23 protein-coding genes are annotated in these 24,094 nt (G+C 57.1%); 6 read left to right on the forward strand and 17 right to left on the reverse strand.

The features are described 5' to 3' along the window. Both HALA3H3_RS13325 and HALA3H3_RS13330 read left to right on the forward strand, forming a co-directional pair. Positions 1–528, forward strand: a complete 528-nt coding sequence (locus tag HALA3H3_RS13325) for a retropepsin-like aspartic protease family protein (RefSeq protein WP_022522091.1) — start codon at positions 1–3, stop codon at positions 526–528. Between the two features lie 72 nt (positions 529–600). Then, the gene (locus HALA3H3_RS13330; protein WP_022522092.1) at positions 601–780 is read left to right on the forward strand and encodes a PLDc N-terminal domain-containing protein; all 180 of its coding nucleotides are present in this window, start codon (positions 601–603) and stop codon (positions 778–780) included. Between the two features lie 162 nt (positions 781–942). Here HALA3H3_RS13330 and HALA3H3_RS27125 read toward each other — a convergent pair whose 3' ends face one another. Then, positions 943–1,083, reverse strand: a complete 141-nt coding sequence (locus tag HALA3H3_RS27125) for a hypothetical protein (RefSeq protein ID WP_162836279.1) — start codon at positions 1,081–1,083, stop codon at positions 943–945. A 230-nt stretch (positions 1,084–1,313) separates the two neighbouring features. On the opposite strand from HALA3H3_RS27125, the gene HALA3H3_RS13335 reads away from it, so the two are divergent. Continuing rightward, on the forward strand, positions 1,314–2,072 hold the full coding sequence (locus HALA3H3_RS13335) for a response regulator (RefSeq protein WP_007113866.1): 759 nt from the start codon (positions 1,314–1,316) through the stop codon (positions 2,070–2,072). 20 nt (positions 2,073–2,092) lie between these two features. Beyond that, positions 2,093–3,688 carry an ATP-binding protein gene (locus HALA3H3_RS13340; RefSeq protein ID WP_022522093.1) on the forward strand — a complete coding sequence of 532 codons (1,596 nt, stop codon included), beginning with the start codon at positions 2,093–2,095 and terminating at the stop codon, positions 3,686–3,688. Here HALA3H3_RS13340 and HALA3H3_RS13345 read toward each other — a convergent pair. After that, entirely contained in the window at positions 3,651–4,589 is a 939-nt protein-coding gene (locus HALA3H3_RS13345; protein WP_022522094.1) for a LysR family transcriptional regulator, read from the reverse strand. The genes HALA3H3_RS13340 and HALA3H3_RS13345 overlap by 38 nt on opposite strands. A 115-nt stretch (positions 4,590–4,704) precedes the next feature. On the opposite strand from HALA3H3_RS13345, the gene metE reads away from it, so the two are divergent. Next, on the forward strand, positions 4,705–7,005 hold the full coding sequence (metE, locus tag HALA3H3_RS13350; protein WP_022522095.1) for a 5-methyltetrahydropteroyltriglutamate--homocysteine S-methyltransferase: 2,301 nt from the start codon (positions 4,705–4,707) through the stop codon (positions 7,003–7,005). A gap of 64 nt (positions 7,006–7,069) precedes the next feature. On the opposite strand, the gene ppk1 is transcribed toward metE, so the two are convergent. Continuing rightward, entirely contained in the window at positions 7,070–9,259 is a 2,190-nt protein-coding gene (ppk1, locus tag HALA3H3_RS13355) for a polyphosphate kinase 1 (protein ID WP_022522096.1), read from the reverse strand. A 107-nt stretch (positions 9,260–9,366) separates the two neighbouring features. Beyond that, positions 9,367–10,377, reverse strand: a complete 1,011-nt coding sequence (gene hemB, locus HALA3H3_RS13360) for a porphobilinogen synthase (RefSeq protein ID WP_022522097.1) — start codon at positions 10,375–10,377, stop codon at positions 9,367–9,369. A gap of 200 nt (positions 10,378–10,577) precedes the next feature. Between hemB and elbB the strand changes: the two genes are divergently transcribed. Further along, positions 10,578–11,237 (forward strand): isoprenoid biosynthesis glyoxalase ElbB, encoded by a 660-nt coding sequence (gene elbB, locus HALA3H3_RS13365; protein ID WP_009287444.1) that lies wholly within the window; start codon positions 10,578–10,580, stop codon positions 11,235–11,237. 81 nt (positions 11,238–11,318) lie between these two features. On the opposite strand, the gene tatC is transcribed toward elbB, so the two are convergent. From tatC to HALA3H3_RS13430, 13 genes are all read right to left on the reverse strand, one after another. After that, the gene (gene tatC / locus HALA3H3_RS13370) at positions 11,319–12,110 is read right to left on the reverse strand and encodes a twin-arginine translocase subunit TatC (protein WP_009287443.1); all 792 of its coding nucleotides are present in this window, start codon (positions 12,108–12,110) and stop codon (positions 11,319–11,321) included. Next, positions 12,107–12,601 (reverse strand): Sec-independent protein translocase protein TatB, encoded by a 495-nt coding sequence (gene tatB / locus HALA3H3_RS13375; RefSeq protein WP_022522098.1) that lies wholly within the window; start codon positions 12,599–12,601, stop codon positions 12,107–12,109. The genes tatC and tatB overlap by 4 nt, the downstream gene beginning before the upstream one ends. 3 nt (positions 12,602–12,604) lie before the next feature. Next, positions 12,605–12,883, reverse strand: a complete 279-nt coding sequence (tatA, locus tag HALA3H3_RS13380) for a Sec-independent protein translocase subunit TatA (protein WP_022522099.1) — start codon at positions 12,881–12,883, stop codon at positions 12,605–12,607. A 173-nt stretch (positions 12,884–13,056) separates the two neighbouring features. Next, positions 13,057–13,431 carry a phosphoribosyl-ATP diphosphatase gene (locus HALA3H3_RS13385; protein ID WP_022522100.1) on the reverse strand — a complete coding sequence of 125 codons (375 nt, stop codon included), beginning with the start codon at positions 13,429–13,431 and terminating at the stop codon, positions 13,057–13,059. A gap of 31 nt (positions 13,432–13,462) precedes the next feature. Continuing rightward, positions 13,463–15,085, reverse strand: a complete 1,623-nt coding sequence (gene ubiB / locus HALA3H3_RS13390; RefSeq protein WP_022522101.1) for a ubiquinone biosynthesis regulatory protein kinase UbiB — start codon at positions 15,083–15,085, stop codon at positions 13,463–13,465. Next, positions 15,082–15,738: a ubiquinone biosynthesis accessory factor UbiJ gene (locus tag HALA3H3_RS13395; RefSeq protein ID WP_022522102.1), complete on the reverse strand. Its 657-nt coding sequence runs from the start codon at positions 15,736–15,738 to the stop codon at positions 15,082–15,084. The genes ubiB and HALA3H3_RS13395 overlap by 4 nt, the downstream gene beginning before the upstream one ends. Before the next feature lie 94 nt (positions 15,739–15,832). Beyond that, entirely contained in the window at positions 15,833–16,588 is a 756-nt protein-coding gene (gene ubiE / locus HALA3H3_RS13400) for a bifunctional demethylmenaquinone methyltransferase/2-methoxy-6-polyprenyl-1,4-benzoquinol methylase UbiE (RefSeq protein ID WP_022522103.1), read from the reverse strand. 149 nt (positions 16,589–16,737) lie between these two features. Beyond that, entirely contained in the window at positions 16,738–17,121 is a 384-nt protein-coding gene (locus HALA3H3_RS13405) for a gamma-butyrobetaine hydroxylase family protein (RefSeq protein ID WP_022522104.1), read from the reverse strand. Positions 17,122–17,233: 112 nt separating this feature from the next. After that, positions 17,234–18,556 (reverse strand): ATP-dependent protease ATPase subunit HslU, encoded by a 1,323-nt coding sequence (hslU, locus tag HALA3H3_RS13410; RefSeq protein ID WP_009287441.1) that lies wholly within the window; start codon positions 18,554–18,556, stop codon positions 17,234–17,236. A gap of 51 nt (positions 18,557–18,607) precedes the next feature. Continuing rightward, positions 18,608–19,141, reverse strand: a complete 534-nt coding sequence (gene hslV, locus HALA3H3_RS13415) for an ATP-dependent protease subunit HslV (protein WP_007113850.1) — start codon at positions 19,139–19,141, stop codon at positions 18,608–18,610. 138 nt (positions 19,142–19,279) lie between these two features. Further along, the gene (locus HALA3H3_RS13420; protein WP_022522105.1) at positions 19,280–20,014 is read right to left on the reverse strand and encodes an SPOR domain-containing protein; all 735 of its coding nucleotides are present in this window, start codon (positions 20,012–20,014) and stop codon (positions 19,280–19,282) included. A gap of 3 nt (positions 20,015–20,017) precedes the next feature. After that, complete coding sequence (argS, locus tag HALA3H3_RS13425) at positions 20,018–21,703, reverse strand: arginine--tRNA ligase (protein ID WP_009287439.1); 1,686 nt, start codon at positions 21,701–21,703, stop codon at positions 20,018–20,020. Positions 21,704–21,837: 134 nt separating this feature from the next. Beyond that, complete coding sequence (locus HALA3H3_RS13430) at positions 21,838–24,036, reverse strand: primosomal protein N' (protein WP_053856988.1); 2,199 nt, start codon at positions 24,034–24,036, stop codon at positions 21,838–21,840. Positions 24,037–24,094 lie beyond the last annotated feature (58 nt).

Here is a 24,094-nt window from a genome sequence, read left to right on the forward strand (position 1 = left end):
ATGGCAACGCACCTGGCAGGTCAAACAGCGCAACGCGGTGGTATCGTTATGATGCTGCTGTTTTGGGTGCTGCTAATGGCGGTGGGCACTTGGTGGATTCACGGTGGTCTCGAAGAGATGATGCGCCCGAACGCGAATATTGTGCATACGCTACCTGCAGGTGAGCCGGTTACCTTAAAACGTAACCGGGCAGGGCACTTTGAAGCGCCGGGACGCATCAACGGCACGCCGGTGACCTTTTTGCTCGATACTGGCGCCACCTATGTCGCCATACCGGTCGATTTGGCTAGCGAGTTAGGCCTAAAACCGGGACGCCGCGCTTGGTTCAATACCGCCAATGGTCGAGTTGAAGGTACTTTAACCGAACTCGATGAGGTTTCTCTGGGCGGTCTAAAAGTGCAGAATGTGCAGGGGTCTATCAGCCCCGGCATGGAGCGTGACACCGTTCTACTCGGCATGAGCTTTTTAAATTTATTGTCGATTGAAATACAGTCGGGTGAGATGGTGTTGAGCCTTCCCGAGCAGTGAGTTCGGCTTGTGAATGTGCCACTGATATGATTGTCTAAATTAATACGAGTGCCAACATGCTAAGGAGTTGCTATGGGCATTGAAGTAGGTGGTTTATTAGGGCTAATTTGGCTCATCATTGTGATCTGGGCCATTGTGAAAGTAGCCAAAAGCGGCGCGGGTGGTCTTGCTAAGCTGATATGGATCCTGGTGCTGCTGTTTTTCCCGTTAGTCGGCTTAATTGCATGGTTTCTGTTTGGGCCCAAAGGGTAGCCGCTGAAAAGCAAAGTTGTTGAAAAGCCCGCCTCGTGCAATTGCGTCAAAATGTGTAGTCGAAAAAAGTAGTTGTAAAAAAGTAGCTAAGTAAAAAAAGGCAGGCCACTGGTGGTCTGCCTTTTTAAGTATGCTTTAGCAATAGATGTACTTAACCAAACATTACTCAATGGTGTCGTTTTCTTCCCCTGGCGGCGCCTTGTAATGCCCTGGGATTTTTAACTTCTCCCCATTGGGCAGGTCGCGCACTTGGGCTGGAACGTAAACACGCTTAATGACACTTTTCGTTTTGCTACTTCCCATGGCAGGTTCCTCCTGTCAAATTGTCGACAGTTCGCGCCTTAACAGTAGCTTCCGCAGGTGCGAGAATCAAGTATCGGGCCTTGTCTACCGATCAATGCGCATGATTGTAACGACAGAAGCGGGTGTTTTGATAGTTTTGAGTTATCCTGAGTGCCAATCATAGGGCGCCTGCGTTGGTATTGGGTGAGCGGGTGAAAAAATAAACAGCCTAAGCGGAGTGCATAAAGAGGATGGTAGATCATTTGGAACAGCAATTTCAGGCGCTTGAGTCGCAAGAGTCTGTAATGCCTGACTATCCTGATCAAGATCATGTCCTGATCATTGAGGATGACCAGCGTTTAGCCGAGCTGACCCGTGATTACTTGGAAGCGAACGGCTTCCAAGTAACGCTGGAAGCTGACGGTGCGAAAGGGGTCGACCGTATTTTAACCCTACAGCCCGATCTGGTGATTTTAGACTTAATGCTGCCGGGGGAGGACGGCCTGGCGATTTGTCGTCGTGTTAGACCCAATTTTGCCGGCCCGATCATGATGCTGACCGCTCGCACCGATGATCTTGATCAGGTCTTGGGGCTCGAAATGGGCGCCGACGACTACGTGCCGAAGCCGGTTCAACCGCGGGTGCTATTGGCGCGTATGCGCGCGCTGCTGCGCCGTGCCGACGGGCCGGCACCAGACGGCGAAATGCGGCTGCGTTTTGAAAACCTGGAGATCGATAACGCCACTCGTGAAGCCTGGCTTTCAGGCGAGCGAATTGACTTAACCAGCGCTGAGTTTGACCTACTTTGGTTACTGGGCCGTAACGCTGGCCGAGTACTCACCCGCGAAGAGATATTCAGCGACTTACGGGGCATTAAGTACGACGGCCAAGACCGCTCGATTGATGTACGCGTATCGCGCATTCGACCCAAAATTGGCGATGATCCGAATCAGCCTCACCGGATCAAAACCGTGCGCAGCAAAGGTTATCTTTTCGTCAAAGACAGTTGATCATTCAGAGGGATGGCATCATGCGGCGGGTGCTCAGTAACGGCTCGTTTTTACGCTTCTATTTGCTGTTGGGCATCGCGCTATTAGTGGTTTTTGTGATCGCCTTAGCGGGGCGCTCCTTTATCGAACAGGTGCGCCGTGAAGACTATCGAGAGCAGCTCGCCGCGCTGCCTATGTCGTTGATGACGCAACAGCTCGCCGACGCACCGGTTGAACAGCGAAATGCTCTGCTTGAGCGTTTTTCGGAACAGCTCGATTTACAGCTGACCCTGCAGCCTATCAGCGATGCGGATTTGGGATTTTTCGAACGGTCACGCCTGGAGCAGGGCAAAATACTGGTCGCTGAAAGCCCCTGGCTACTGCAACAGCGTTTGCCCGGCGACACCTGGCTGCTGCAAGCACGACTCGATGACTGGAGTGAGCACCAGTGGCATGGCAGCATTGAGTTGCTTGGTGGGTGGCTCGCGGCAGCGTCCGCGGCAGAGCGTGATGGCCGCATTGCCCAATTGCGTCCAGGGAGTTGGCCGTTGCAGCTTTTGCCTTCGTTGCCTGCGGGACTAACGGCGGCGCAGCAGGCTCAACTGGCCAGGGGCAACGTCATCACCCAACTCGTTTCTGATAAGCTTTCAATTACGCTGCTCTATCAGTTGCCAGGCGAGTCACAATGGCTGCAAGCGGGGCCTATTTCCCGCGGCGACACCTTACCGCTGAATTTGCACTTACCCCTTTTGATGGGGCTGATGATCGTTCTCAGCCTGATTATTTATTTGATTATGCGCAGTATCGAAGCCCGCATGGCGCGGCTGGAGCTGGCTGCCACGCGGATTGCCAGTGGCCGCCTGGAAACCCGGGTAAAGGTAGAGAGCGGCGACTTTTTAGGCCGCTTGGGGATGGCTTTTAATGGCATGGCCAATCAGGTGCAGAGCCTGCTGCGCGGTCAACAGGAGATGATTCGGGCGGTTTCCCACGAGCTGCGCACCCCGGTCGCGCGTATTCGCTTTGCCGTGCAGATGGTCGAGGATATGACCGACCAACCCGCCATTCGCCGCCAGCTTCAGGGGATCGATGCGGACATTGCCGAGCTCGATGAGTTAGTTGATGAAATTCTCACCTATGCACGACTGGGTGGAGAAACGGTTAATGGCGCTGAGCTTGAAACGGCGCTGGTAGAGTGTCGGGCCATGGCGGAACGGGTGATTGATACGCTGTCGCCGCTGCATAGGGGCTTAGCGTTGGCGCTTGCGCCTGGTCCTGAAATCGAGCTGCTGGCGGAGCCGCGCTATCTTCAGCGTGCGGTGCAGAATTTAGTCGGCAACGCCTGCCGCCATGCCAAGTCCCAGGTGATGATTCACCTCTGGGATGAGCCCAATCTGGTGCGTATTGACGTTGAAGACGACGGCCCCGGCATTCCGCCGGAAGCGCGGGCGGATATTTTCAAGCCGTTTGCCCGTCTGGACGACAGCCGCGCTCGCAGCTCTGGCGGCTACGGGTTAGGGCTTTCGATTGTGCAGAAAATCATGGCCGGGCACGGTGGTAGCGTGACCATCGATACCAGTCCCACTTTGGGCGGCGCGCGCTTTACGCTGCTGGTTCCGCGTCGCGATCCGCAGGCTTGACCCCGGATAGCACTGCAAAGGAGGTCTCCCGCGCAGTGCGTAAAAAATCCTGCATCCATGGCGCTTCGCGGGTCTCTTCGCGAATCGCCGCATACAGTGTGCTCCATACCCCATGCTCGCCTAGCTTCACCGCGCTAACGTAATCGCGCTCTAAATACTCGGTGAGTGCCCAGTTGGGCAGTGCACACACGCCACGCCCGCTGGCCACCAGCTGCATCATCATAATCGTCAATTCGGCGGTACGAATCTCCTGAGGACGCACGTTCGCCGGTTGCAAAAACTGGGTGAAAATATCCAATCGCGACTGCTCAACGGGGTAGGTAATCAACGTTTCCTCAGCCAGTGCCTGGGGCTCTATAAACCCCCGGCCAGCAAAAGGGTGCTGGCGGGCGACGGCCAGTAACCCTTCATAGCGAAACAGCGGGGCGTAGTGAATGCCCTCAAGGGGCTGGGGGTCAGCGGTGATCACCAGATCCAGCTGCTCTCGGGCAAGCGCCGGAAGCGGGTCGAAGTGGTGTCCACTGGGAATGTCGATTTCCACTTCCGGCCAGTGATCGCGAAAATAGTCCACTGTGGGCATTAGCCACTGAAAGCAGCTGTGGCACTCAATGGCCATATGCAAACGCCCCTGCTCGGTGCCTGCCAGGCGCGCCAAATCACGCTCCGCCTTGCGTACTTCAGGCAGTACCTGGTCGGCTAGGGCGAGCAGCCGCAGCCCCGCGCGGGTGAATTCCACCGGACGGGTTTTGCGCACAAAAAGCGCGCTGTCCACGCGGCTCTCAAGATCTTTAAGCTGGTGCGAAAGCGCCGATTGGGTCAAATGCACGCGATCGGCAGCATCGACCAGAGAGCCGGTTTCGCGCAGAGCCAGCAGCGTGCGTAGGTGTCGTAACTCAATCATGTAGTGGCTCAATCATCGTGAGTGTTTTTCATCTTTACTATTAGAAACTTTAGTTTGATTCACTAATGCGTGGTGCCCAGACTGTGTGAATTATTTCACGTTGGTAGGGTTCATCATGACAGTTTCTCATATTCTCGGCTATCCCCGCATCGGCGCTCAGCGCGAGCTAAAAAAAGCCACTGAAGCATACTGGAAAGGCGAGTGTACGCGTAGCGAGCTGGAAAACACCGGTCGCGAGCTGCGTTTGCGCCACTGGCAGGCACAGCATCATGATGTGGGTTTGGATTTCGTTAGCGTGGGCGATTTCGCATTTTACGACCAAGTGTTGAATGTTTCAGTGGCGCTGGGGGCGGTGCCTGCCCGCTTTAACGCCAATAATGAAGTGGCAGGTGGCGATATCGATCTCGACACCACCTTTCGTATGGCCCGCGGTAGAGCCCCCAGCGGTGAGCCCGCCGCAGCCTGTGAAATGACCAAATACTTCGATACCAACTACCACTACCTCGTCCCCGAACTGCACGAAGGGCAAACCTTTACTCTGGCATCCAACCGGCTGTTTGACGAAGTGGATGAAGCGTTACGTGCGGGTTTTACCCCGAAAGTAACGCTGACGGGGCCGCTGACTTGGCTATGGCTTGGCAAAACCAAGGGCGGTGATTTTGACCGCCTGACGCTGCTCGACAGCGTACTCGACGTGTATGGCGAAATATTAGCGCGGCTTGCCACCCAAGGCATTGAGTGGGTGCAACTGGATGAGCCTGCGCTGGTGCAGGATCTGCCGCTGGCATGGCAGCAGGCCTATGAGCGTGCCTATCATCGCCTTCAGTCTGCGCCGCTAAAACTATTGCTAGCCACTTACTTCGGCGGCTTGGGCGATAACCTATCGTTGGCGACCCGTTTGCCCGTGGCAGGGTTGCACATTGATGCCGTGCGCGCCCCGCAGCAGGTGGAAAGCGTTATAGATCGCCTTGGCCCCCATCAGGTGCTATCGGTGGGGTTTGTCGATGGTCGCAATATCTGGCGGGCCGATTTGGCTGCCTTGCGAGAACGCCTGCTGCCGTTGAAAGTGCGCCTGGGGCAGCGGCTTTGGTTGGCACCCAGCTGCTCGCTGCTGCATGTGCCGGTGGATTTGGCCCAGGAGACGGAGCTTGGTGATGAGCTGATCAGCTGGCTGGCTTTCGCGCGGCAGAAACTTGACGAGGTGGTCACCTTGGCGCGCTTGATCGATAACCGCGCCACGCCTGCCGATGAGCAGCGACTGGATCAGGCCACACGGGCGCTGGATGCCCGGCGTGAATCAACGCGTATTCACCAAGCTGAGGTCAGTGAGCGTTTGGCGGCGGTTCGCCCCGCCGATAGCCAGCGCCGGGCGCCTTATGGTGTGCGTTCTGAGGCTCAGCGTCGCGCGCTTAAGCTGCCGCTATTCCCCACCACGACGATTGGTTCTTTCCCGCAAACCGATGCGATTCGTGCCGCCCGGCGCGCTTTTAAGGCTGGTGAGCTGGCGTTGGCCGACTACGAAGCCCGTATGCAGGTTGAAATTGCCTACGCCGTTGAACGCCAGCAGGCGCTGGGGATCGATGTGCCAGTGCATGGCGAAGCCGAACGTAACGATATGGTGGAGTACTTTGGCGAGCAGTTGGAAGGCTTTGCGTTTACCCGTTTTGGCTGGGTACAAAGTTACGGTTCACGCTGCGTGAAGCCGCCGGTGATCTTCGGTGACGTATCGCGCCCCGCCCCGATGACGGTGCGCTGGAGCGAGTACGCCCAAACTCTGACCGATAAGCCCATGAAGGGCATGTTGACAGGGCCGGTGACGATTCTACAGTGGTCGTTTGTGCGTGATGACCAGCCGCGGGAAACCACCTGCCGCCAGATTGCCTTGGCGCTGCGCGATGAGGTGTTGGATCTGGAAAAAGCCGGGATCAACATTATTCAAATCGATGAGCCAGCGCTACGCGAAGGGTTACCGCTGCGCCAAGATGAGTGGCAATCATACCTTGATTGGGCGGTAGAGAGCTTCCAGCTAAGCGCTGCAGGTGTGGCCAACACCACCCAGATTCATACCCATATGTGCTACTCGGAATTCAACGACATCATTGGCGCGATTGCAGCACTTGATGCCGATGTCATCACCATCGAAACGTCGCGTTCGGATATGCACCTGCTGGATGCCTTCCAGGACTTCGCTTATCCCAATGAAATCGGCCCAGGGGTTTACGATATCCACACCCCCAATATTCCCGAGGTGAGCTGGATGGTCGATTTGATGGAGAAAGCCCTGGAAAAAATCCCCGTCGAACGGCTGTGGGTGAACCCGGACTGCGGCTTAAAAACCCGTGGTTGGACGGAAGTAGAGCCAGCGCTGGCCAATATGGTGGAAGCAGCTAAGGTGTTACGTCAACGCTATGCGTAAACGGGTAGAGGGCAGAATCCCTCCCGCTGCCCTAAGCAGCGGGGGAGTGCTGACTTTTCGATGCCTAGCTTTTTGATGCATAGGCGTAGAGCAGGGTTTCCTGGGCACTAATGGCATCGCTGTCGCCCGGATTCTGGAGTAGGTAGCTGCCGTCGGTCTGGAGCAGCCAGCTCTGGCAGTTATCCACCAGGTAGGTCTCCAGGTCTTTGCGTACCCGGGTGGCGAGCTTCTTATCCAGCAGCGGGAAGCACGTCTCCACACGGTGGAACATATTGCGCGCCATAAAGTCCGCGCTTGAGCACCAGGTCTCCGACTTGCCATCATTGTGGAAGTGGAACACCCGAGTATGCTCCAGCAGACGACCAATAATCGAGCGCACGCGAATGTTGTCGGAAACGCCCGGTACTCCTGGCTTCAAACAGCACATACCGCGAATAATCAAATCGCACTCTACCCCCGCCTGTGAGGCCCGGTAGAGCGCTTTGATAAGCTTGGGCTCGGTTAACGAGTTGCACTTAATAATGATGTGCCCGCGCTTACCCTTACGCGCTATCTGCGCTTCCCGATCGATCATTGCCACCAACCGTTCATGCAGCGTAAATGGCGCGTGCAACAGCGTGTCGATTTTGCGTGCGCGGCCCATTCCAGACAACTGTTGGAACACTTTATGAACATCGGCACACAACGCTTTGTTGGCAGTCAGCAGGCTGTAGTCGGTATATAGCTTGGCGGTTTTAGAGTGATAGTTACCGGTGCCCAGGTGCGCGTAGTAGCAAAGTTCACCTTTTTCGCGACGAACGATGTGCAGCATTTTGGCGTGGGTTTTGTACGCCATAATGCCGTAGACAACGATTGCCCCCGCTTCTTGCAAGCGTGAAGCCAGCTGTAGGTTGTCGGCCTCATCAAAGCGCGCGCGCAGTTCAATGACCACAGTGACTTCTTTGCCTTGGCTGGCCGCTTCCACCAGTGCGTTAACAATGGCCGAGTCTGCGCCGGTACGGTAAAGGGTCTGCTTCACTGCCAGTACATTTGGATCCCGGGCGGCTTCGCGCAGCAGGTCTTCAATCGGCGTAAACGACTGGAAAGGGTGATGGAGTAGAATGTCGTTCTTGGCGATGGCTTCAAACAGGCTACCCGCTTTGAGCGCTTTGGGAATGCTGGGGGTAAACGGCCGATAGAGTAGTTCGGGGCGATCCACGTCCCCCAGTACCGACATCATACGGGTTAAATTAACCGGCCCTTTGACGCGATATAAGTCGTCACTTTCCAGTTCAAACTGGCGCAGTAAAAAGTTGGTCAAGTCATCAGGGCAACTGTCGGCAACTTCCAGGCGCACACCGCTGCCGTAGCGGCGTGCCAGCAGCTCACCGCGCAGCGCAGAGGCGAGATCCGAAACCTCCTCTGGGTCAACGCTCATATCCGCGTTGCGGGTCAGCCGGAATTGATAGCAGCCGCGTACGCTCATGCCAGGAAACAGCTCCTCGGCATGGGCATGAATCATCGAAGAGAGGAAAACATATTCCGAGAATCCCTCCTCGCAGAGCTCCTTGGGCAGTGCCATCAGACGCGGTAGCGAGCGCGGCGCGGGAAGAATCGCCATCCCCCCGGCGCGACCAAACGCATCTTTGCCTTCCAGCTCAACGATAAAGTTGAGGCTTTTATTCACTAACCGCGGGAAGGGGTGCGAGGGATCGAGCCCAATTGGGCTAATGACCGGCATAATTTCATTATCGAAAAACGCCTTAACCCAGGCTTTCTGCTCATCAGTCCACTGATCGCGGCGACGAAAACGCAGCCCATGGGTTTCCAGCGCGGGTAACAAAGTGTCGTTGAGTATCTGATACTGGCGGTCAATCTGCGCATGAGCAAGCTGCGAGATCTCCGCCAACACTGCTTTGGGCAGGCGGCCATCGGCGGCGGTGGTGTCGTCGCCCAGGGCAATTTGATGCTTCAAACCCGCCACCCGAATCTCGAAAAACTCATCCATGTTGGAGGAAAAGATCAGCAGGAACATTAACCGGTTGAGCAGTGGGTGGGCATCATCTAGCGCCTGCTCCAACACGCGGATATTGAACTGTAGATGCGATAGCTCGCGGTTGAAGTAGAGCTGGGTATCGTCAAGGTCGGTTTCAGGCTGTGTTTCACGTGCCTGGACGCCAGTCGGGGTGCGGTTGATCCGTAACGGCGTATCGCCGTCGCTGCTGGTGTGATCGGTAGACGACAGTGGTAAGGAATCTGAAGCTTGCTCGTCCATAGTGGATCTCCCCGCGTTGATAGCTCGAAGGTATCATAGCCTGATACTTGTATATCAGTGCAGTATGCGGGGAGAAGATGACAAAAAGGTGTCACCAGGTTGTCATCTTAGCGTTGCTGAAGTAACCGCGCTGCATCTAGGGCGAAGTAGGTCAGAATGCCATCTGCGCCTGCCCGTTTGAAACACATCAACGACTCCAGTATTACCGGCTCCGCTTCTAACCAGCCGTTGTCGAAGGCCGCGCGGTGCATGGCGTACTCGCCGCTGACTTGGTAGGCGAAGGTGGGTACCTGTAGTTCGCTTTTTACCCGCCGCACGATATCTAGGTAGGGCATGCCGGGCTTGACCATCACCATGTCGGCGCCCTCGGCGATATCCATGGCCACTTCGTGGAGCGCTTCATCGCTGTTAGCGGGATCCATTTGATAGGTGCGCTTGTCCGCTTTGCCCAAGTTAGCAGCCGAACCGACCGCATCGCGAAAAGGCCCGTAGTAGTGCGAGGCGTACTTGGCGCTGTAGGCCATAATACGCACATTATGTAAATGTTCCTGCTCCAACACCTGGCGAATCGCACCAATCCGGCCATCCATCATATCGGAAGGGGCGACCACATCGGCCCCCGCTTCGGCATGGGAGAGCGCCTGCTTGAGCAGGGTATCCACTGTGCGGTCATTCTGGACATAGCCGTGTTCGTCAAGAATGCCGTCTTGACCGTGGCTGGTATAAGGATCCAGCGCCACGTCCGTGATAATGCCTAATTCGGGTAGCGCTTCTTTAAGGGCACGCACGCTGCGCTGAACTAAACCGCTAGCGCTATAGGCCTCTTCAGCAAACTCACTCTTGTGCTCGGAGCCAACCACAGGAAAGAGTGCCAGTGCTGGAATGCCCAGTTCATACGCTTCGCGAGCTTGCTCGATCAGCAGATCAATAGACAGCCGTTCAACGCCGGGCATGGAGGCGACGGCTTCGCGCTGATTGATACCTTCCAACACAAAAACGGGCAGAATCAGGTCGGATGGACTCAGGCTGTTTTCCTGCATCAATCGGCGTGAGAAATCGTCGCGGCGCATACGGCGCATGCGCGTGGCGGGAAAGTGGCGGGCAGTGGGTGTACTCAAGAGGGCTCTCCATTAGAGGTCGTAAAAATCAGTGATCGTGAACATTAAGGATCGCAAATCAACATGCCCGAAGGCCTGGAATCAGTATATCAGCCATGCCCTGCGGCGAAAGCCGTCTTGTGGCGACACGGCAGACTGACTAAAGTGAGCGACAGCTTTGCTGTATTGCGTTCGGCAGACCCTGGGATAAGGAGATAGGCATGACCAAACAGGTGGCAGTGATTTTAGCTGGCTGCGGCGTTTACGATGGCTCGGAAATATATGAGACCACGCTAACCCTGCTGCGCTTGGATCAGTTGGGCATTGGATACCGCTGTTTTGCCCCCGATATTGAGCAGCACCATGTGGTTAACCACCTCACCCAAGAAGTAGTGGAGGGCGAGCAGCGTAACGTGTTGCTGGAGTCCGCTCGCTTGGCGCGAGGGGAGATCAGCCCACTGAGTGAATTAGTGGCTAATGATTTTGACGCAGTGATTGTGCCCGGTGGTTTTGGCGTTGCCAAGAACCTTTCGGACTTTGCCAGTGCCAGCGACAATATGCAGGTGTTAGAAGCGCTAAAAGAGGCGCTGACGGGCTTTCACCAAGAGGCCAAGCCGATTGGTTTGATGTGTATTTCCCCCGTACTTGTGCCACGCCTATTGGATGAGGGCATTGCGGTAACGGTGGGCAATGACCCGGCGGTTTCCGGGGCGATAAGCGCCATGGGTGGGCTACACCGCACCTGTAGCGTAGAAGATATCGTGGTGGATTTTGAGCACCGGGTGGTCACCACACCCGCTTATATGCTGGCAACGCGGATCAGCGAAGCCGCAACTGGTATTTTTAAACTGGTGGATCGCATTGCAGAAATGATGGATTAAGCTCGCCACTGTGCTGATACAAAAGCCGCCGCCATTGATCATGGCGGCGGCTTTTAAATATCTGGACGTTGATCCCAGTGCTTAGAGGTCTGCTTCTTGCTCTTCGGCAGTCTCTTTCTCCTCTTTGCGCTTGCGCACCAGGCGACCAAACAACAGCCCGACTTCATAAAGCAGATACATCGGTACCGCCAGTAGGCTCTGTGAAATCACATCCGGGGGCGTTAGCAGCATGCCGACAACAAAGCAGCCTAGTAGGATATACGGGCGCTTTTTAGACAGACTTTCCACCGACGTAGCGCCAGATAAGATAAGCAAAAAGGTCGCAATAGGAATCTCAAACGCTACACCGAAGGCAAAGAACAGCTTAAGAACGAAGTTCAGATATTGGTTAATGTCGGTCATCACGGCGACGTTTTCCGGCCCGGTTTGGGTGAAAAACTCAAACAGCAGCGGAAAAACAACGTAATAGGCAAACGCCGCGCCGCCGTAGAAAAGCGCAATGCTCGAAACCAGAATCGGAATCGCCAGCGCTTTCTCATTGTCGTAAAGCCCCGGGGCGATAAACGCCCAGGCTTGGTGTAGCACAAACGGAATAGCGATAAATACCGCGACTACCAGAGTGAGTTTGAACGGCGCTAAGAATGGCGAAGCGACTTCCGTAGCGATCATCTGCGAGCCTTCGGGCAGCAGCGCCATCAACGGCTCGGCAACAAAGGTGTAGATATCATTGGCAAAGGAGTAGAGGCCCAAAAAGACCACCAGGATAACGATCACGGCGCGCATTAGTCGTGAGCGCAGCTCGATCAGGTGCTCAATCAGGGGGGCTTGGCTCTGCTCTTCCCGCGGCTCCTTTGAATCGCCAGACATGCTCATTGGTGATTACGATCCTTATTAAGTGCAGCCGACTCAGGGTTAGGCGTTTCAGGTTCGGCCTCGCGGGTGGGCGCAGTCGAGGCAGATGATGACGGAGGTGTTTCTTCACGCACCGTTTCCTCTCGCACCGTTTGCAGGGCGTCATCCAATCGAGAGCTGGCCTGGGCAACGCGCTGCTCAGTGTCACTCTTATCAGTGTCGCTCTGCTGCGCTGGTGCAGCGTCTGACGGGCTATCGGCAATGCTCTCTACGTCCAGCTTCGCTTTCTTCAAGCTGTCATCGAGCTTCTTTTGCTGTTCATTGAGCTTTTGGCGCAGCTCTTCTGCTTCCAGTTGGGCGCTGATTTCACGCTGCATACCGGATACCGTACGCTTGATTTTACCAATCCACATGCCCGTCGTACGGGCGGCGCGGGGCAGCCGCTCCGGGCCAAGCACCAACAGCCCGACGACGCCAATCAGCATCAGTTCAAGAAAGCCGATATCCAGCATGGTTTATTTGCGCTCTTCGTTGCGGTCGTGGGCGGCCTGTTTCTCTTCGGCTTGAACGTCGTAAGTGTTGCCCGGCTCTTCATGGCTCACTTTGGCATGGGGTTGGTCGGCGTCCTCTTTGTCCGCCTCTTTATTTTTCTCCTCGTCGTGCATGGCTTTCTTGAAGCCCTTGACCGCCCCGCCTAGGTCGGTGCCCACGTTACGCAGTTTTTTGGTGCCGAAAACCAGAATGATGATGCCCAGCACAATCAGCAACTGCCAAATACTAATACCACCTAACATATGCGTGTCCTCTTGCGAGCAGGTTAACTATCGATTGAGTGCTATCTATTTTAGTGAGTGCTACCTATTTTAGCGCTATCTCTTTTGCCACTGAGCCAATGAATACGAGCCCTATGGCTAGGAGCAGTACTACAGTACGCGCGTTACCACTATGCGACAGCCCTATGTGGCAACTATGGCTGGCGGGCGGCTTTTTCCTCGTGTCCGGAAATGCCGAAACGCCGTGCCAGTTCGTCTAAAACGGCCTGATGATCCATCCCCAGGTGTGACAGCATCACCAGGCTATGAAACCACAGGTCGGCGGTTTCAGAAATCAATGCTTGGCGTTCAGCCTCGCTACCATGCTCGGCATCTTTTGCCGCAAGCACTGTTTCTGTTGCTTCCTCGCCTACCTTTTCGAGTATCTTGTTCAAACCCTTATGATGCAAGGAGGCAACATAAGATTCTTCTGCCGCTGCATGGCGTCGCTGCTTTAGCACCTCATTGAGCGTATCCAGCACATCAGTATGGGTAGTCGAATTGTTAGGCGATAATGCGTTGCTGTCCATGGGAATCCTCGTAAACGTTTAGTGCGTCACTCTATTGCCATACCAGCAGCAGTAGGCCAATGGCGGCGGCCGCTAGTATCGGCCACTCCTGAAGTGCAATCCAACCGCTTAATGGCTGCCACGCCAGTGCCAGCGCCAGCAGAATCAAGCCAAGCCGAAGGCGGTAGAGGCGTTTGCCCTGGCGCGCCATCTGCACCCGCATGTCGTTGATCGATTCGACTTGCTGGTGGCGCTGGCGATGCTCGTGCTCCATACGGCTTAGCGCCTGGTGAGCCAGTACGGGCAGCTCGGGCAACTGGTGCGAAAGCTCCGGCGCCTGGCGCTTCAGCGACTCCCATAAACCGCTGACCCCGGCACGCTCTTTCATCCACTGCTCTAAATAGGGCTTGGCGGTACTCCACAGATCTAGATCCGGATAGAGTTGGCGCCCCAGGCCTTCAATATTGAGCAGCGTTTTCTGCAACAGTACCAACTGCGGCTGTACTTCCATATTAAAGCGCCGCGCGGTTTGAAACAGCCCCAATAGCACCTGGCCGAAGGAGATATCTTTCAACGGCTTCTCTAAAATGGGCTCACAAACGGTGCGAATCGCCGCTGCGAATTCGTTAGCGCGGGTGTTTTCGCCCACCCAGCCGGATTCGATGTGCAGCGCAGCGACTTCATAATAGTCCTGGTGGAAAAACGCCAGTAGGTTACGCGCTAAGTAGTCCTGATCTTCCCGGGTCAGGCTGCCGACGATGCCGCAATCGATGGCAATGTATTGGGGATCTTCGGGGTTGTCACAGTTGACGAAAATATTGCCTGGGTGCATATCCGCGTGAAAGAAGTTGTCACGGAATACCTGAGTAAAGAACAGCTCGACGCCGCGCTCTGCAAGCTTCTTCAAATTAGTGCCACGAGCAATCAGGGTATCTAAATCGGCGACCGGAATACCGCGAATGCGCTCTTGCACCATCACATGGCGGCGGGTGAAGGGCCAGTAGATGGTGGGCACAAACAGCAGCGGTGAGTCTTTGAAGTTGCGCTTGAGCTGCGAGGTGTTGGCGGCCTCTTTGTAGAGATCCAGCTCGTCAAACAGCGTGGCTTCGTAGTCGCGAATGACTTCCACCGGACGCAGGCGACGCGCCTCGGGGATTTTGGAGAATAGCTTGGCGACTTGGTACATCAGCGCCATATCCTGACGCATCACGCGATCAATGCCGGGGCGAATGATTTTCACCACCACGTCTTCATCGCCGTGCAGTCTTGCCGCGTGCACCTGGGCAATCGACGCCGAGGCCAATGGCACTCGGTCAAACTCAGCAAAGGCCTCTTCCAGCGACATTTCCAGCGCTTTCTCGACCCGGTCGGCGGCTTGATCACCGGGAAAGGGCGGCACCTGATCCTGCAGGCGTTTCAGCTCATCGGCGATATCCGCTGGCAGCAGGTCGCGACGGGTCGAGAGCATTTGGCCGAATTTAATAAAAATCGGCCCCAGTGCTTCCAGCGACAAGCGCAGACGTTCGCCCCGCGAGCGCTTGCCAACGGGGATCAAACGTAGCGGAGAAAACCATAGCAGCGCCCGGAGCCACCAGGGCAGCCGCTCTAGCGGCAGCAGTGTGTCAAGCCGGTGGCGGCTGATCACCCAGCTTATCCGCAGCAGGCGCAGGCTCATGGGCGCGACTCCTGTGGCGCAAGCTGTAGCTGTTCTAGACGTCGCTGTAAGCGGTTTAGTCGCGCTTCCAGGCGATCGGTCGCCACCTCTAACTCGGTCAGATGCTCGCGCAGTAGGCTACGCTGCTGCCGCCCTGGCAGCAGGCGTGCCTCTTCAAAGACATATTCAGAAACATCCTGCATCAGCTCGTCTTTGGCACGCAGCCCCCAGCGGGCAGCGCGGCGCAGTCCCTCGGCCAGGGAGTGGGCGGGCATATCGCCCAGCCAGCGGGCCAGCTCGCTCTCCCAGTCGATGTCCAGGTCGAAGAGCAGGTCTCGAGTGGCTTCAAGCAGATGGATACGCCCGCGCACCGCCAGCTTGCCGTCAAACATAAGGCGTTCAATCGAGGCGCCGCTGATCCACTCGGAAAACGTTTCCGGGGTGAGCTCTACCACTGCGTCTACGTCGGTTTCATCAACGTCATCGCCGCGCATCAGGTCGAGCCCGGCGTGATGGTAGTGAATGACCAGTGCTAAATGGGGCTGCTCAAGGCGCACCAGTAGACGGCTGCCCGCCAGTGCCGCTAGCCGTTCAGGGGCAGCAGGGTCGCAGGCGAGCAGGGCGTTGAGCGTGCGTTCACAACCGGCCAGCAGCAGGGTCGGGGTTACCAGCATGCTGACCTCTTGGTAGATAGCGTCATCGGCCGCAGGGACGTTGTCTGGCTTTTGGACGTCATGCTGTTTTGCAATGTCGCACTGCTTTGAAATGTCATAACTTAATGCCGCGGTGCAGCGCAACGATACCACCGGTCAGGTTGGTGTACTCAACCCGCTCAAGTCCCGCCTCTTCCATCATGGCTTTAAGCGTTTCCTGATCTGGGTGCATGCGAATCGACTCCGCCAGATAGCGGTAGCTGTCGCCGTCCCCCGCCACCAGTTCACCCATTTTGGGCAGCAGGCGGAAAGAGTACTCATCGTAGGCCTTGGAGAGCAGCGGGTTATTGGGCTTGGAGAACTCCAGCACCAAAAGGCGACCACCGGGCTTGAGCACACGGGCCATGGAGCGCAACGCGGCGTCTTTGTCGGTGACGTTACGTAAACCAAAGGCAATGGTGATGCAGTCGAAGCTGTTGTCGGGAAACGGCAGACTTTCGGCATTGGCTTGAACATACTCGACGTTGCCGCCTACGCCGCTATCCATCAGTTTGTCGCGGCCCACTTTGAGCATGGAGGCGTTGATGTCGGCAAGTACGACTTTGCCCCGGGGGCCAACCAAACGGGAGAACTTAAGCGTTAAATCCCCTGTGCCGCCCGCGATATCCAGCACGTGGTGACCAGGCCGCACACCTGCGCGTTCAATGGTAAGACGCTTCCAGACTCGGTGGATGCCCATAGACATCAGGTCGTTCATCACATCGTAGCGGGCAGCCACGGAGTGGAAAACATCGGCCACTCGTGAAGCTTTTTCATCAACTGGGACTTCCTGAAAACCAAAGTCAGTGGTGCGTTTTTCTGTGGGGCTCATTGGGCAGTAGCTCCCGAATTCGAGGCGATGGCAAATCGACCTTAGGTCTTTTGACCCTGAGATCGACGCGATTAAAAGTTAACGCCATTGTAGCCTTGTCCACCCTGGCTTGTCTGCCTGGCTTCTTGTATAGGATATGAGTCAGGTAGTCACAGTTGCTTGAATTGAATGCTGGCGGGCTCTCGCGAGACACCGGCCTCTTTTAAACGCTGCAAGTAGTTGTTCCAGTAGGCTTCTTGGTGGGTCGCGAGGTCATACAGGTAGTTCCAGCTAAACAGCCCGCTGTCATGGCCATCATCGAAGTGCAGTTTCAGTGCATAGTTGCCCGCCTGAGTAATATTTTGCAGGCCGACATCTTTTTTACCCACTTGCAGTACCGCGGTGTCGCCGCCGTGGCCACGCACTTCGGCGGAAGGCGAATAGACGCGTAAAAACTCAACCGGGAGGTGAAAACTCTCCCCATTGGCGTAGCCAAGCTCCAGCTTGCGGGCCTGTTTATGGTAGTGAACCCTAGTGGGGGTGGGCGCATTCATGATGAAACCTCATCGCTAAGTGTCCATGGCTTATGAACATAGCAGCAAGCCCGCAAAGAGCGGGCTTGCTGTTGCTGACGGTACCAATGCAGATAATAACAGCAGACGCAGCTTACAAAATATACCGCGACAGGTCTTCGTCGACCGCCAGTTCGCCAAGCTGAGCATTGACATAGTCGCCGTCAATTACCAGCGGGCTCTCCATATCGCCGCCTCGGAAAGAGGCTTCTTCCAATAGCCGCTCCATCACTGTGTGTAGGCGGCGGGCGCCGATATTTTCAGTGCCTTCGTTGACCTGCCAGGAGATCTGAGCGATGCGCTCGATACCGTCGGGAGTAAACTCTACGTCCAGCCCTTCGGTGGCCAGCAGCGCTTGGTACTGCTTGGTCAGCGAGGCGGAGGGCTCGGTGAGAATGCGCTTAAAGTCGTTGGGCGTTAGCGCGTCAAGCTCAACCCGGATCGGCAAGCGGCCCTGTAGTTCAGGGATCAGATCCGATGGGCGCGACAGGTGGAAAGCACCGGAGGCGATAAACAGGATGTGATCGGTTTTAACCATGCCGTACTTGGTCGAGACGGTGGAACCCTCTATCAGCGGCAGCAGATCTCGTTGGACGCCCTCACGGGAGACTTCGCCACCGCTGGACTGGCCGCTACCCTTGGCGACTTTATCGATCTCATCCAGGAATACGATGCCGTGTTGCTCGACCGAGTAGACCGCGCGGGATTTGATCTCTTCCTCGTTGACCAGCTTGCCCGCTTCTTCATCGCGCAGCAGTACCAGCGCCTCTTTGACTGTTACGCGGCGGTTTTCACGCTTCTGCTGGCCCATGTTGGAGAACATGCTCTGCAGCTGGCTGGTCATCTCTTCCATACCTGGTGGCGTCATGATATCGATGCCTTGGCCCTGGGAAGAGATTTCGATATCGATCTCTTTATCGTCCAACTGCCCTTCGCGAAGCTTCTTGCGGAAGGTCTGGCGGGTGCCACTGTCTTCCCGCGGCTTGTCTTCCTGGCCACGGGGCGGCGGCAGAAGGGCGTCTAGCACGCGGTCTTCTGCAGCATCTTCGGCGCGGTGGCTAACTTCTTCTTTGGCCTGTTCGCGCACCATCTTGATCGCCGCTTCCATTAAGTCGCGGATAATCGACTCTACATCACGGCCTACATAACCAACTTCAGTAAACTTGGTCGCCTCGACTTTAATAAACGGCGCTTTAGCCAGTTTGGCCAGGCGGCGGGCAATCTCGGTTTTACCCACACCGGTGGGGCCGATCATCAAAATATTTTTAGGGGTGACTTCTGGGCGCAGGTCGTCATCGAGCTGCATACGGCGCCAGCGGTTACGCAAAGCAATTGCCACGGCGCGTTTGGCATCCTGCTGGCCAATAATGTACTGGTCTAGAGCGTGAACAATTTCGCGGGGTGTCATCTGAGTCATATAAGTAACCTTAGTGTGCAGTGAGCGGCGCTTGGGGATCGCGTGAGTTGATTAGCGATCGTCAATCGACAGCTCTTCGAGGGTCACGTGGTGGTTGGTGAATACACAGATATCACCAGCGATCGAAAGCGACTTCTCGGTGATTTCACGCGCCGACAGCTCGGTATTTTCCAGTAGCGCCCGGGCGCTGGCTTGGGCGAAGTTGCCGCCAGAGCCAATGGCAATAATGCCGCGCTCGGGTTCGACTACATCACCGTTACCGGTAATGATCAGCGAGGCGCTGTGGTCCGCAACGGCGAGCAGAGCTTCCAGGCGGCGCAGTGCCCGGTCAGTGCGCCAATCTTTGGCAAGCTCAACCGCTGCCTTGGTCAAATGGCCTTGGTACTTTTCCAACTGCGCTTCAAAGCGCTCAAACAGCGTGAACGCATCTGCCGTGCCACCCGCAAACCCGGCCAGTACCTTACCGCGGTAGAGGCGGCGTACTTTGCTGGCGTTACCTTTCATTACGGTATTGCCCAGCGATACTTGGCCGTCGCCAGCGAGGGCGACCTGATTACCACGACGAACGGAGACAATAGTGGTCATGGAGATAACTCCTTGGGGGAGGCGAGCTCCCGATGACTGGCAGGCCACTCAATAAGCGACCATTGTTTAAGCGTTCACAACAAAATGCGGGCGGCTGATAAAAAATCAACCGCCCGCAGGGTAATCCAGGAGGGATTATTAGTTTTGCAGTTGGATAAGCAGGGGCTCGATACCTTGGGTGTTCATTAAATCCTGGGCCCGGTTCAACTCACGGGTGTCCTCGTAAGGCCCCACTTGTACCCGGTGCCAGGTATTGCCATCCGCCTTTACTTCGCTGATTTCCGCCAGCAGGCTTAAATTGCGCAGTCGGCCACGCAGCTGTTCGGCGTCGCTGGCTTCACGAAACGAGGCCGCCTGAAGCATATAGCGCCCTGGGGTATTGGTGGCCGCTTCATTCTCCTGAGCCGCCGATACCTGATCTTCAGGTCGGGTGTTGGCGGCAATCACCTGGGCGATGGGGTCGTCGCCTGCAGCGCCAGAGGCCGCAGCACTATCGGCTGTCGGTTCGGGAGCCTCCGGGCGCACAACGCTTGAAGGCAGAGAGACGCCGGGGGCAATGACCTCGGTTTCCGGCAGCAGGGTATAAAATTCAAACGTCGGCATCGACGGTTCAGCGGCTTCCTCGGTTTCCCGAGCGGCGGCGCGCTCTTCGCTACCCGAGGGCTTGGGCAGTACCGTGGCTTGAGGCGCTTCGTTCTGCTCTTGCCAGGGGGCGGTGCCGTGCTGGTGCTGAGCCAAAAAGAAGCCCGCCGCCATACCGGCAAGACCCCACAGCCAGCCGGGTAGGCGGAAGCCGCCGCCTGAGCTGCGTTTGGACTTGCGCTGCGATGTGGCTCCGCGGCGGGGGGCGGGCTTTTTGCGCGGGCTAGCCATTGCTTACATCTCCTCTGGGGCGCTAACCCCCATTAAGTCAAGCCCGTTGCGCAGCACTTGACGGGTGGCGAGGCCTAGTGCCAGGCGCGTATTGCGCAGGGTGTCGTCTTCGACCATTACTTTGACGGCGTTGTAGCAGGTGTGGAAGTCGCCGGAAAGGTCGAGCAAATACTGGGCAACCTGCTGTGGCTCGCGGTTTCTGGCGGCGGTTTCCACTACTTCAGGGAAGCGCGCTAGCCGGTTAAGTACGGCTTTCTCCTGGTCGCTGTCCAGCAGCGCTAGGTTGGCCAGTGCCAAGGCGTGATCAAACGGCTGGTCGGCATCCTGGGCTTTGCGCAGCATGCTGCAGACCCGGGCGTGGGCGTACTGGATGTAGTAGACCGGGTTGTCATTCGACTGGGAGCGGGCCAGGTCGATATCAAAGGTGAGCTGCGAGTCGGCGCGGCGGGCGGCGAGGAAGAAGCGCGTGGCGTCGCGGCCCACTTCGTCGATCAAGTCGCGCACAGTGACATAGCTGCCGGCGCGCTTGGAGAGTTTTACCTCAACGCCTGAGCGGGTAACCATGACCATCTGGTGGAGCACGTAGTCGGGCCAGCCTTTGGGAATGCCTACTTCCAGTGCCTGTAAACCGGCGCGTACGCGGGTGACGGTGGAGTGGTGGTCGGCCCCCTGCTCGTTGATCACGGTTTTGAAACCGCGCTGCCACTTGTCCAGGTGGTAGGCCACATCAGGCAGGAAGTAGGTGTAGCCACCCTCGCGTTTGCGCATTACGCGGTCTTTGTCATCACCGAAGTCGGTGGTGCGTAGCCACATGGCACCATCTTCTTCATAGGTGTGGCCTGCGCTCACCAGTTTTTCAACAGTGGCGTCCACCTTGCCATCTTCATAGAGTGAGGACTCTAGGAAATAGACGTCAAACTCCACACCGAAGGCTTTTAGATCCAGATCCTGTTCGCGACGCAGCCACGCCACGGCAAACTCTTGAATGGCGTCTAAATCATCCGGGTCTTTTTTGGCAGTGACTTCGCGGTCATCGGCACTGACCGTTTTGCCTGCCAGGTAGTCGTTGGCCACATCGACGATATACTCGCCGCGATAGCCGTCTTCCGGCCAGCTATCGTCGTCAGGGCCTAAGCCTTTCACCCGCGCTTGTACCGAACGCGCCAAGTTGGCGATCTGGGCGCCAGCGTCGTTGTAGTAGAACTCGCGGGTGACATCAAAACCGGTGGCTTCGAGAAGGCGGCATAGGCAGTCGCCAATCGCTGCGCCCCGACCGTGACCTACGTGCAGCGGGCCGGTGGGGTTGGCGGAAACGAACTCGACCTGCACTTTCTCGCCTTTGCCGACCATGCTGCGGCCAAAGGTGTCGCCGCAGTCGAGTACCTGGGCAACGATTTGCGCTGCGGCATCGGCGGCGGCGAAAAAGTTGATAAAGCCGGGGCCCGCAATCTCGGTTTTTTGGATAGCGTCGCTTTCGGGTAGCGCTGCAACCAGCGCGTTGGCTAATTCACGCGGATTTTTGCCTGCCGGCTTGGCTAACATCAGCGCCAAGTTGGTGGCGTAATCGCCGTGGGCCTTGTCTTTGGTAGGATCCACTTTGATGGTGGGCTGAAGGTCGTTTGGCAGCACGCCTTGGTGCTTGAGCGCGGTGATCGCGCCTTCGAGCAGAGAAACTATCGTATCTTTCATGTGGGTATCCGGTTACGTCTGTGGCGGCGTGTGCTAACGCGCAGCAGTAAAGGTGCGTCGGCAAAGCGGCTATTATCGGCAATTGAGCCGCAGTTTCAAAGGCGTGTTGCTAAACAAGTGCCAAGAGATAAGCGCTAAGCGAGGGTTTGTGGGTCGATATCAATCGACCAGCGTACCTTGCGGGCCTCTCGATTGGCTTCAAGCCACTGCACCAGCCAGCTAACGGCCGGGTGTAGTTGGCTGCGTTTATCGGCTGCCAGCATAACGTGTAAATGGTAGCGGTTCTGGCGTCTTTCCATCGGCGCGGGCACAGGCCCCAGGCAGCGGGTGGCTACGCCGGTCTCTTTTAACCATTGGCGCAGGGCTTGAGCGGCCTGTTGCGCCATGGCCAAAGCGGCCTCCTCTTTGGGGCTTTCGATGCGTAGCAGTGCCATAAAACAGAACGGGGGCAGCTGGGAAATGCGCCTTTCTTCCAACATATTGCGCGCAAGGGCCCCGTAGCCATGTTCAGCCAATTGGCCCAAGTGTGGGTCGTCGGGGTGGAGGGTTTGCACCAGCACTCGGCCTGGGTGGGCGGCGCGACCGGCACGGCCCGCTACTTGTTCAAGTAGTTGGGCGCTGTGCTCCAGAGCGCGAAAATCAGCGGCGTAGAGGCCGCCGTCGGCATTGACGACCACGACAAGTGTGACGTGGGGTAGGTGGTGCCCTTTGGCGAGCATCTGAGTACCGACCAACACGCAGGGTTCGCCGCGCTGAATCTCTTTTAGTACCTGTTCAAAACTGTCCCTGCGCCTAGTACTGTCGCGATCGATGCGGTGGATAGTGGTTTTCGGGAACAGCGTTTGCAGCGTTTCTTCAGTGCGTTCTGTGCCGCTACCCAAGGCGCGCAGGTCGCCGCTGCCACACTCGGGGCAGGCGTCCGGCAGGGCGCGGCGGCTATCGCAGTGGTGGCAAGCCAGTAGGGGGGGCTGGCGGTGTAGCGTCATGCGCGCATCGCACTGGTGGCAATCGGCCATCCAGCCGCAGGCGTGGCAGGCAAGTGTTGGTGCAAAGCCGCGCCGGTTGATAAAAATCAGCACCTGCTTGCCAGTGCTCAAGGTGCTTTTAATCGCTTTGATGGCACCGGGCAGCAGGCCGCCCTGGCGGCGCTGGTGGCGTAGATCAATCAGCTCCAGCTTGGCTGGCGGGTGCTGGCTGGGGCGCTGGGTCAGGCGTAGGTGGCGGTAGGTGCCGCTAAGCGCTTGGTGCAGACTCTCCAGGGAGGGTGTGGCACTGCCCATCAGCAGCGGGATTTTATGGTAGTGGGCCCGAGCCACGGCTAAGTCGCGGGCGTGGTAGCGCAAACCGTCGTGCTGCTTGTAGGAGCCGTCGTGCTCTTCATCGACAATAATCGCGCCGGGGTTGGCCAGCGGGGTGAAAATCGCCGAGCGGGTACCGATGATAATGAGCGCCCGGCCGCTGGCGGCGGCTTCCCACACATCTAGCCGTTCGGGGTCGGTGAGGCCTGAATGCAGCGCCACCACGGGTACCCGAAAGCGGCTTCTAAAGCGGGCGAGTGTCTGTGGGGTTAAGCCAATTTCCGGTACCAGTACCAGCGACTGTTTCCCCTTGGCGGCGACGGCTTCAATAAGCTGCAGGTAGACTTCTGTTTTGCCGCTGCCGGTGACACCCTCGAGTAAGCAGGGGTGATAGCCATCGAGTTTTTCATGCAGTGTGGCTAGCGCCGTCGCCTGTTCACGGTTAAGCGGCAGGGCCGGTGTTGCCAGTAAGTTGCCGCTGGGTGGCGTTGGGGCAGTGAGGATGTGTTCCTGGCTGGATGCGAGGCCTTTCTTCTCCAGCGCTAATAGCTGGTCGCGGGCAAAGCCGTGGGCGCTAACCGCACGGCCAGGCAACCCATGAGGGTGTTGGCGCAGCAGCGCATGCAGCTCGGCTTGCTTGGGCGCTCGGCTGAGTATTTCTTCTGCGCCTTCGCCTTGGGCAAGCCAGAGAGTCTGGGTGCGCCCAGCCATGGGGTGCCCCTGGCGTAGCCGTGCAGGCATGGCGTGGTGCAGGGTGTCGCCTAGGCTGTGCTGATAATAACGGGCGGCAAAACGGCATAGCCATAGCCAATCCTCCGGCAACGGGGCATCATCCAGCGCTTCGCTGATGCTACGCAGTTGGCTGCGCGGAAGGTCGCTGTGGTCAGCCAATTCGACGACCACGCCGACGACTTCGCGGCGCCCAAAGGGCACTCGCACTCGCAGCCCCGGCTGCCAGCCGCAGGGAGGCGTTTCCCTGGAAGGCAGGTAGTCGAACAGGCGGCGCAGCGGCGAAGGCAGCGCTACCTTGAGCACTTGATCGAGTGCTTGGGAAGATCTTTGGGACGGTCTTTGAGACTGCCCTTGAGAATAT

This window comes from Halomonas sp. A3H3 (genome assembly GCF_000982975.1).
GTDB lineage: Bacteria > Pseudomonadota > Gammaproteobacteria > Pseudomonadales > Halomonadaceae > Vreelandella > Vreelandella titanicae.

What these genes read in the sequence shown, in the direction of transcription:
- HALA3H3_RS13325 (WP_022522091.1), top strand. Translation starts at nt 1, where the DNA reads ATGGCAACGCACCTGGCAGGTCAAACAGCGCAACGCGGTGGTATCGTT.
- HALA3H3_RS13330 (WP_022522092.1), top strand. Translation starts at nt 601, where the DNA reads ATGGGCATTGAAGTAGGTGGTTTATTAGGGCTAATTTGGCTCATCATT.
- HALA3H3_RS27125 (WP_162836279.1), bottom strand. Translation starts at nt 1,083, where the DNA reads ATGGGAAGTAGCAAAACGAAAAGTGTCATTAAGCGTGTTTACGTTCCA.
- HALA3H3_RS13335 (WP_007113866.1), top strand. Translation starts at nt 1,314, where the DNA reads ATGGTAGATCATTTGGAACAGCAATTTCAGGCGCTTGAGTCGCAAGAG.
- HALA3H3_RS13340 (WP_022522093.1), top strand. Translation starts at nt 2,093, where the DNA reads ATGCGGCGGGTGCTCAGTAACGGCTCGTTTTTACGCTTCTATTTGCTG.
- HALA3H3_RS13345 (WP_022522094.1), bottom strand. Translation starts at nt 4,589, where the DNA reads ATGATTGAGTTACGACACCTACGCACGCTGCTGGCTCTGCGCGAAACC.
- metE (WP_022522095.1), top strand. Translation starts at nt 4,705, where the DNA reads ATGACAGTTTCTCATATTCTCGGCTATCCCCGCATCGGCGCTCAGCGC.
- ppk1 (WP_022522096.1), bottom strand. Translation starts at nt 9,259, where the DNA reads ATGGACGAGCAAGCTTCAGATTCCTTACCACTGTCGTCTACCGATCAC.
- elbB (WP_009287444.1), top strand. Translation starts at nt 10,578, where the DNA reads ATGACCAAACAGGTGGCAGTGATTTTAGCTGGCTGCGGCGTTTACGAT.
- tatC (WP_009287443.1), bottom strand. Translation starts at nt 12,110, where the DNA reads ATGAGCATGTCTGGCGATTCAAAGGAGCCGCGGGAAGAGCAGAGCCAA.
- tatB (WP_022522098.1), bottom strand. Translation starts at nt 12,601, where the DNA reads ATGCTGGATATCGGCTTTCTTGAACTGATGCTGATTGGCGTCGTCGGG.
- tatA (WP_022522099.1), bottom strand. Translation starts at nt 12,883, where the DNA reads ATGTTAGGTGGTATTAGTATTTGGCAGTTGCTGATTGTGCTGGGCATC.
- HALA3H3_RS13385 (WP_022522100.1), bottom strand. Translation starts at nt 13,431, where the DNA reads ATGGACAGCAACGCATTATCGCCTAACAATTCGACTACCCATACTGAT.
- ubiB (WP_022522101.1), bottom strand. Translation starts at nt 15,085, where the DNA reads ATGAGCCTGCGCCTGCTGCGGATAAGCTGGGTGATCAGCCGCCACCGG.
- HALA3H3_RS13395 (WP_022522102.1), bottom strand. Translation starts at nt 15,738, where the DNA reads ATGCTGGTAACCCCGACCCTGCTGCTGGCCGGTTGTGAACGCACGCTC.
- ubiE (WP_022522103.1), bottom strand. Translation starts at nt 16,588, where the DNA reads ATGAGCCCCACAGAAAAACGCACCACTGACTTTGGTTTTCAGGAAGTC.
- HALA3H3_RS13405 (WP_022522104.1), bottom strand. Translation starts at nt 17,121, where the DNA reads ATGAATGCGCCCACCCCCACTAGGGTTCACTACCATAAACAGGCCCGC.
- hslU (WP_009287441.1), bottom strand. Translation starts at nt 18,556, where the DNA reads ATGACTCAGATGACACCCCGCGAAATTGTTCACGCTCTAGACCAGTAC.
- hslV (WP_007113850.1), bottom strand. Translation starts at nt 19,141, where the DNA reads ATGACCACTATTGTCTCCGTTCGTCGTGGTAATCAGGTCGCCCTCGCT.
- HALA3H3_RS13420 (WP_022522105.1), bottom strand. Translation starts at nt 20,014, where the DNA reads ATGGCTAGCCCGCGCAAAAAGCCCGCCCCCCGCCGCGGAGCCACATCG.
- argS (WP_009287439.1), bottom strand. Translation starts at nt 21,703, where the DNA reads ATGAAAGATACGATAGTTTCTCTGCTCGAAGGCGCGATCACCGCGCTC.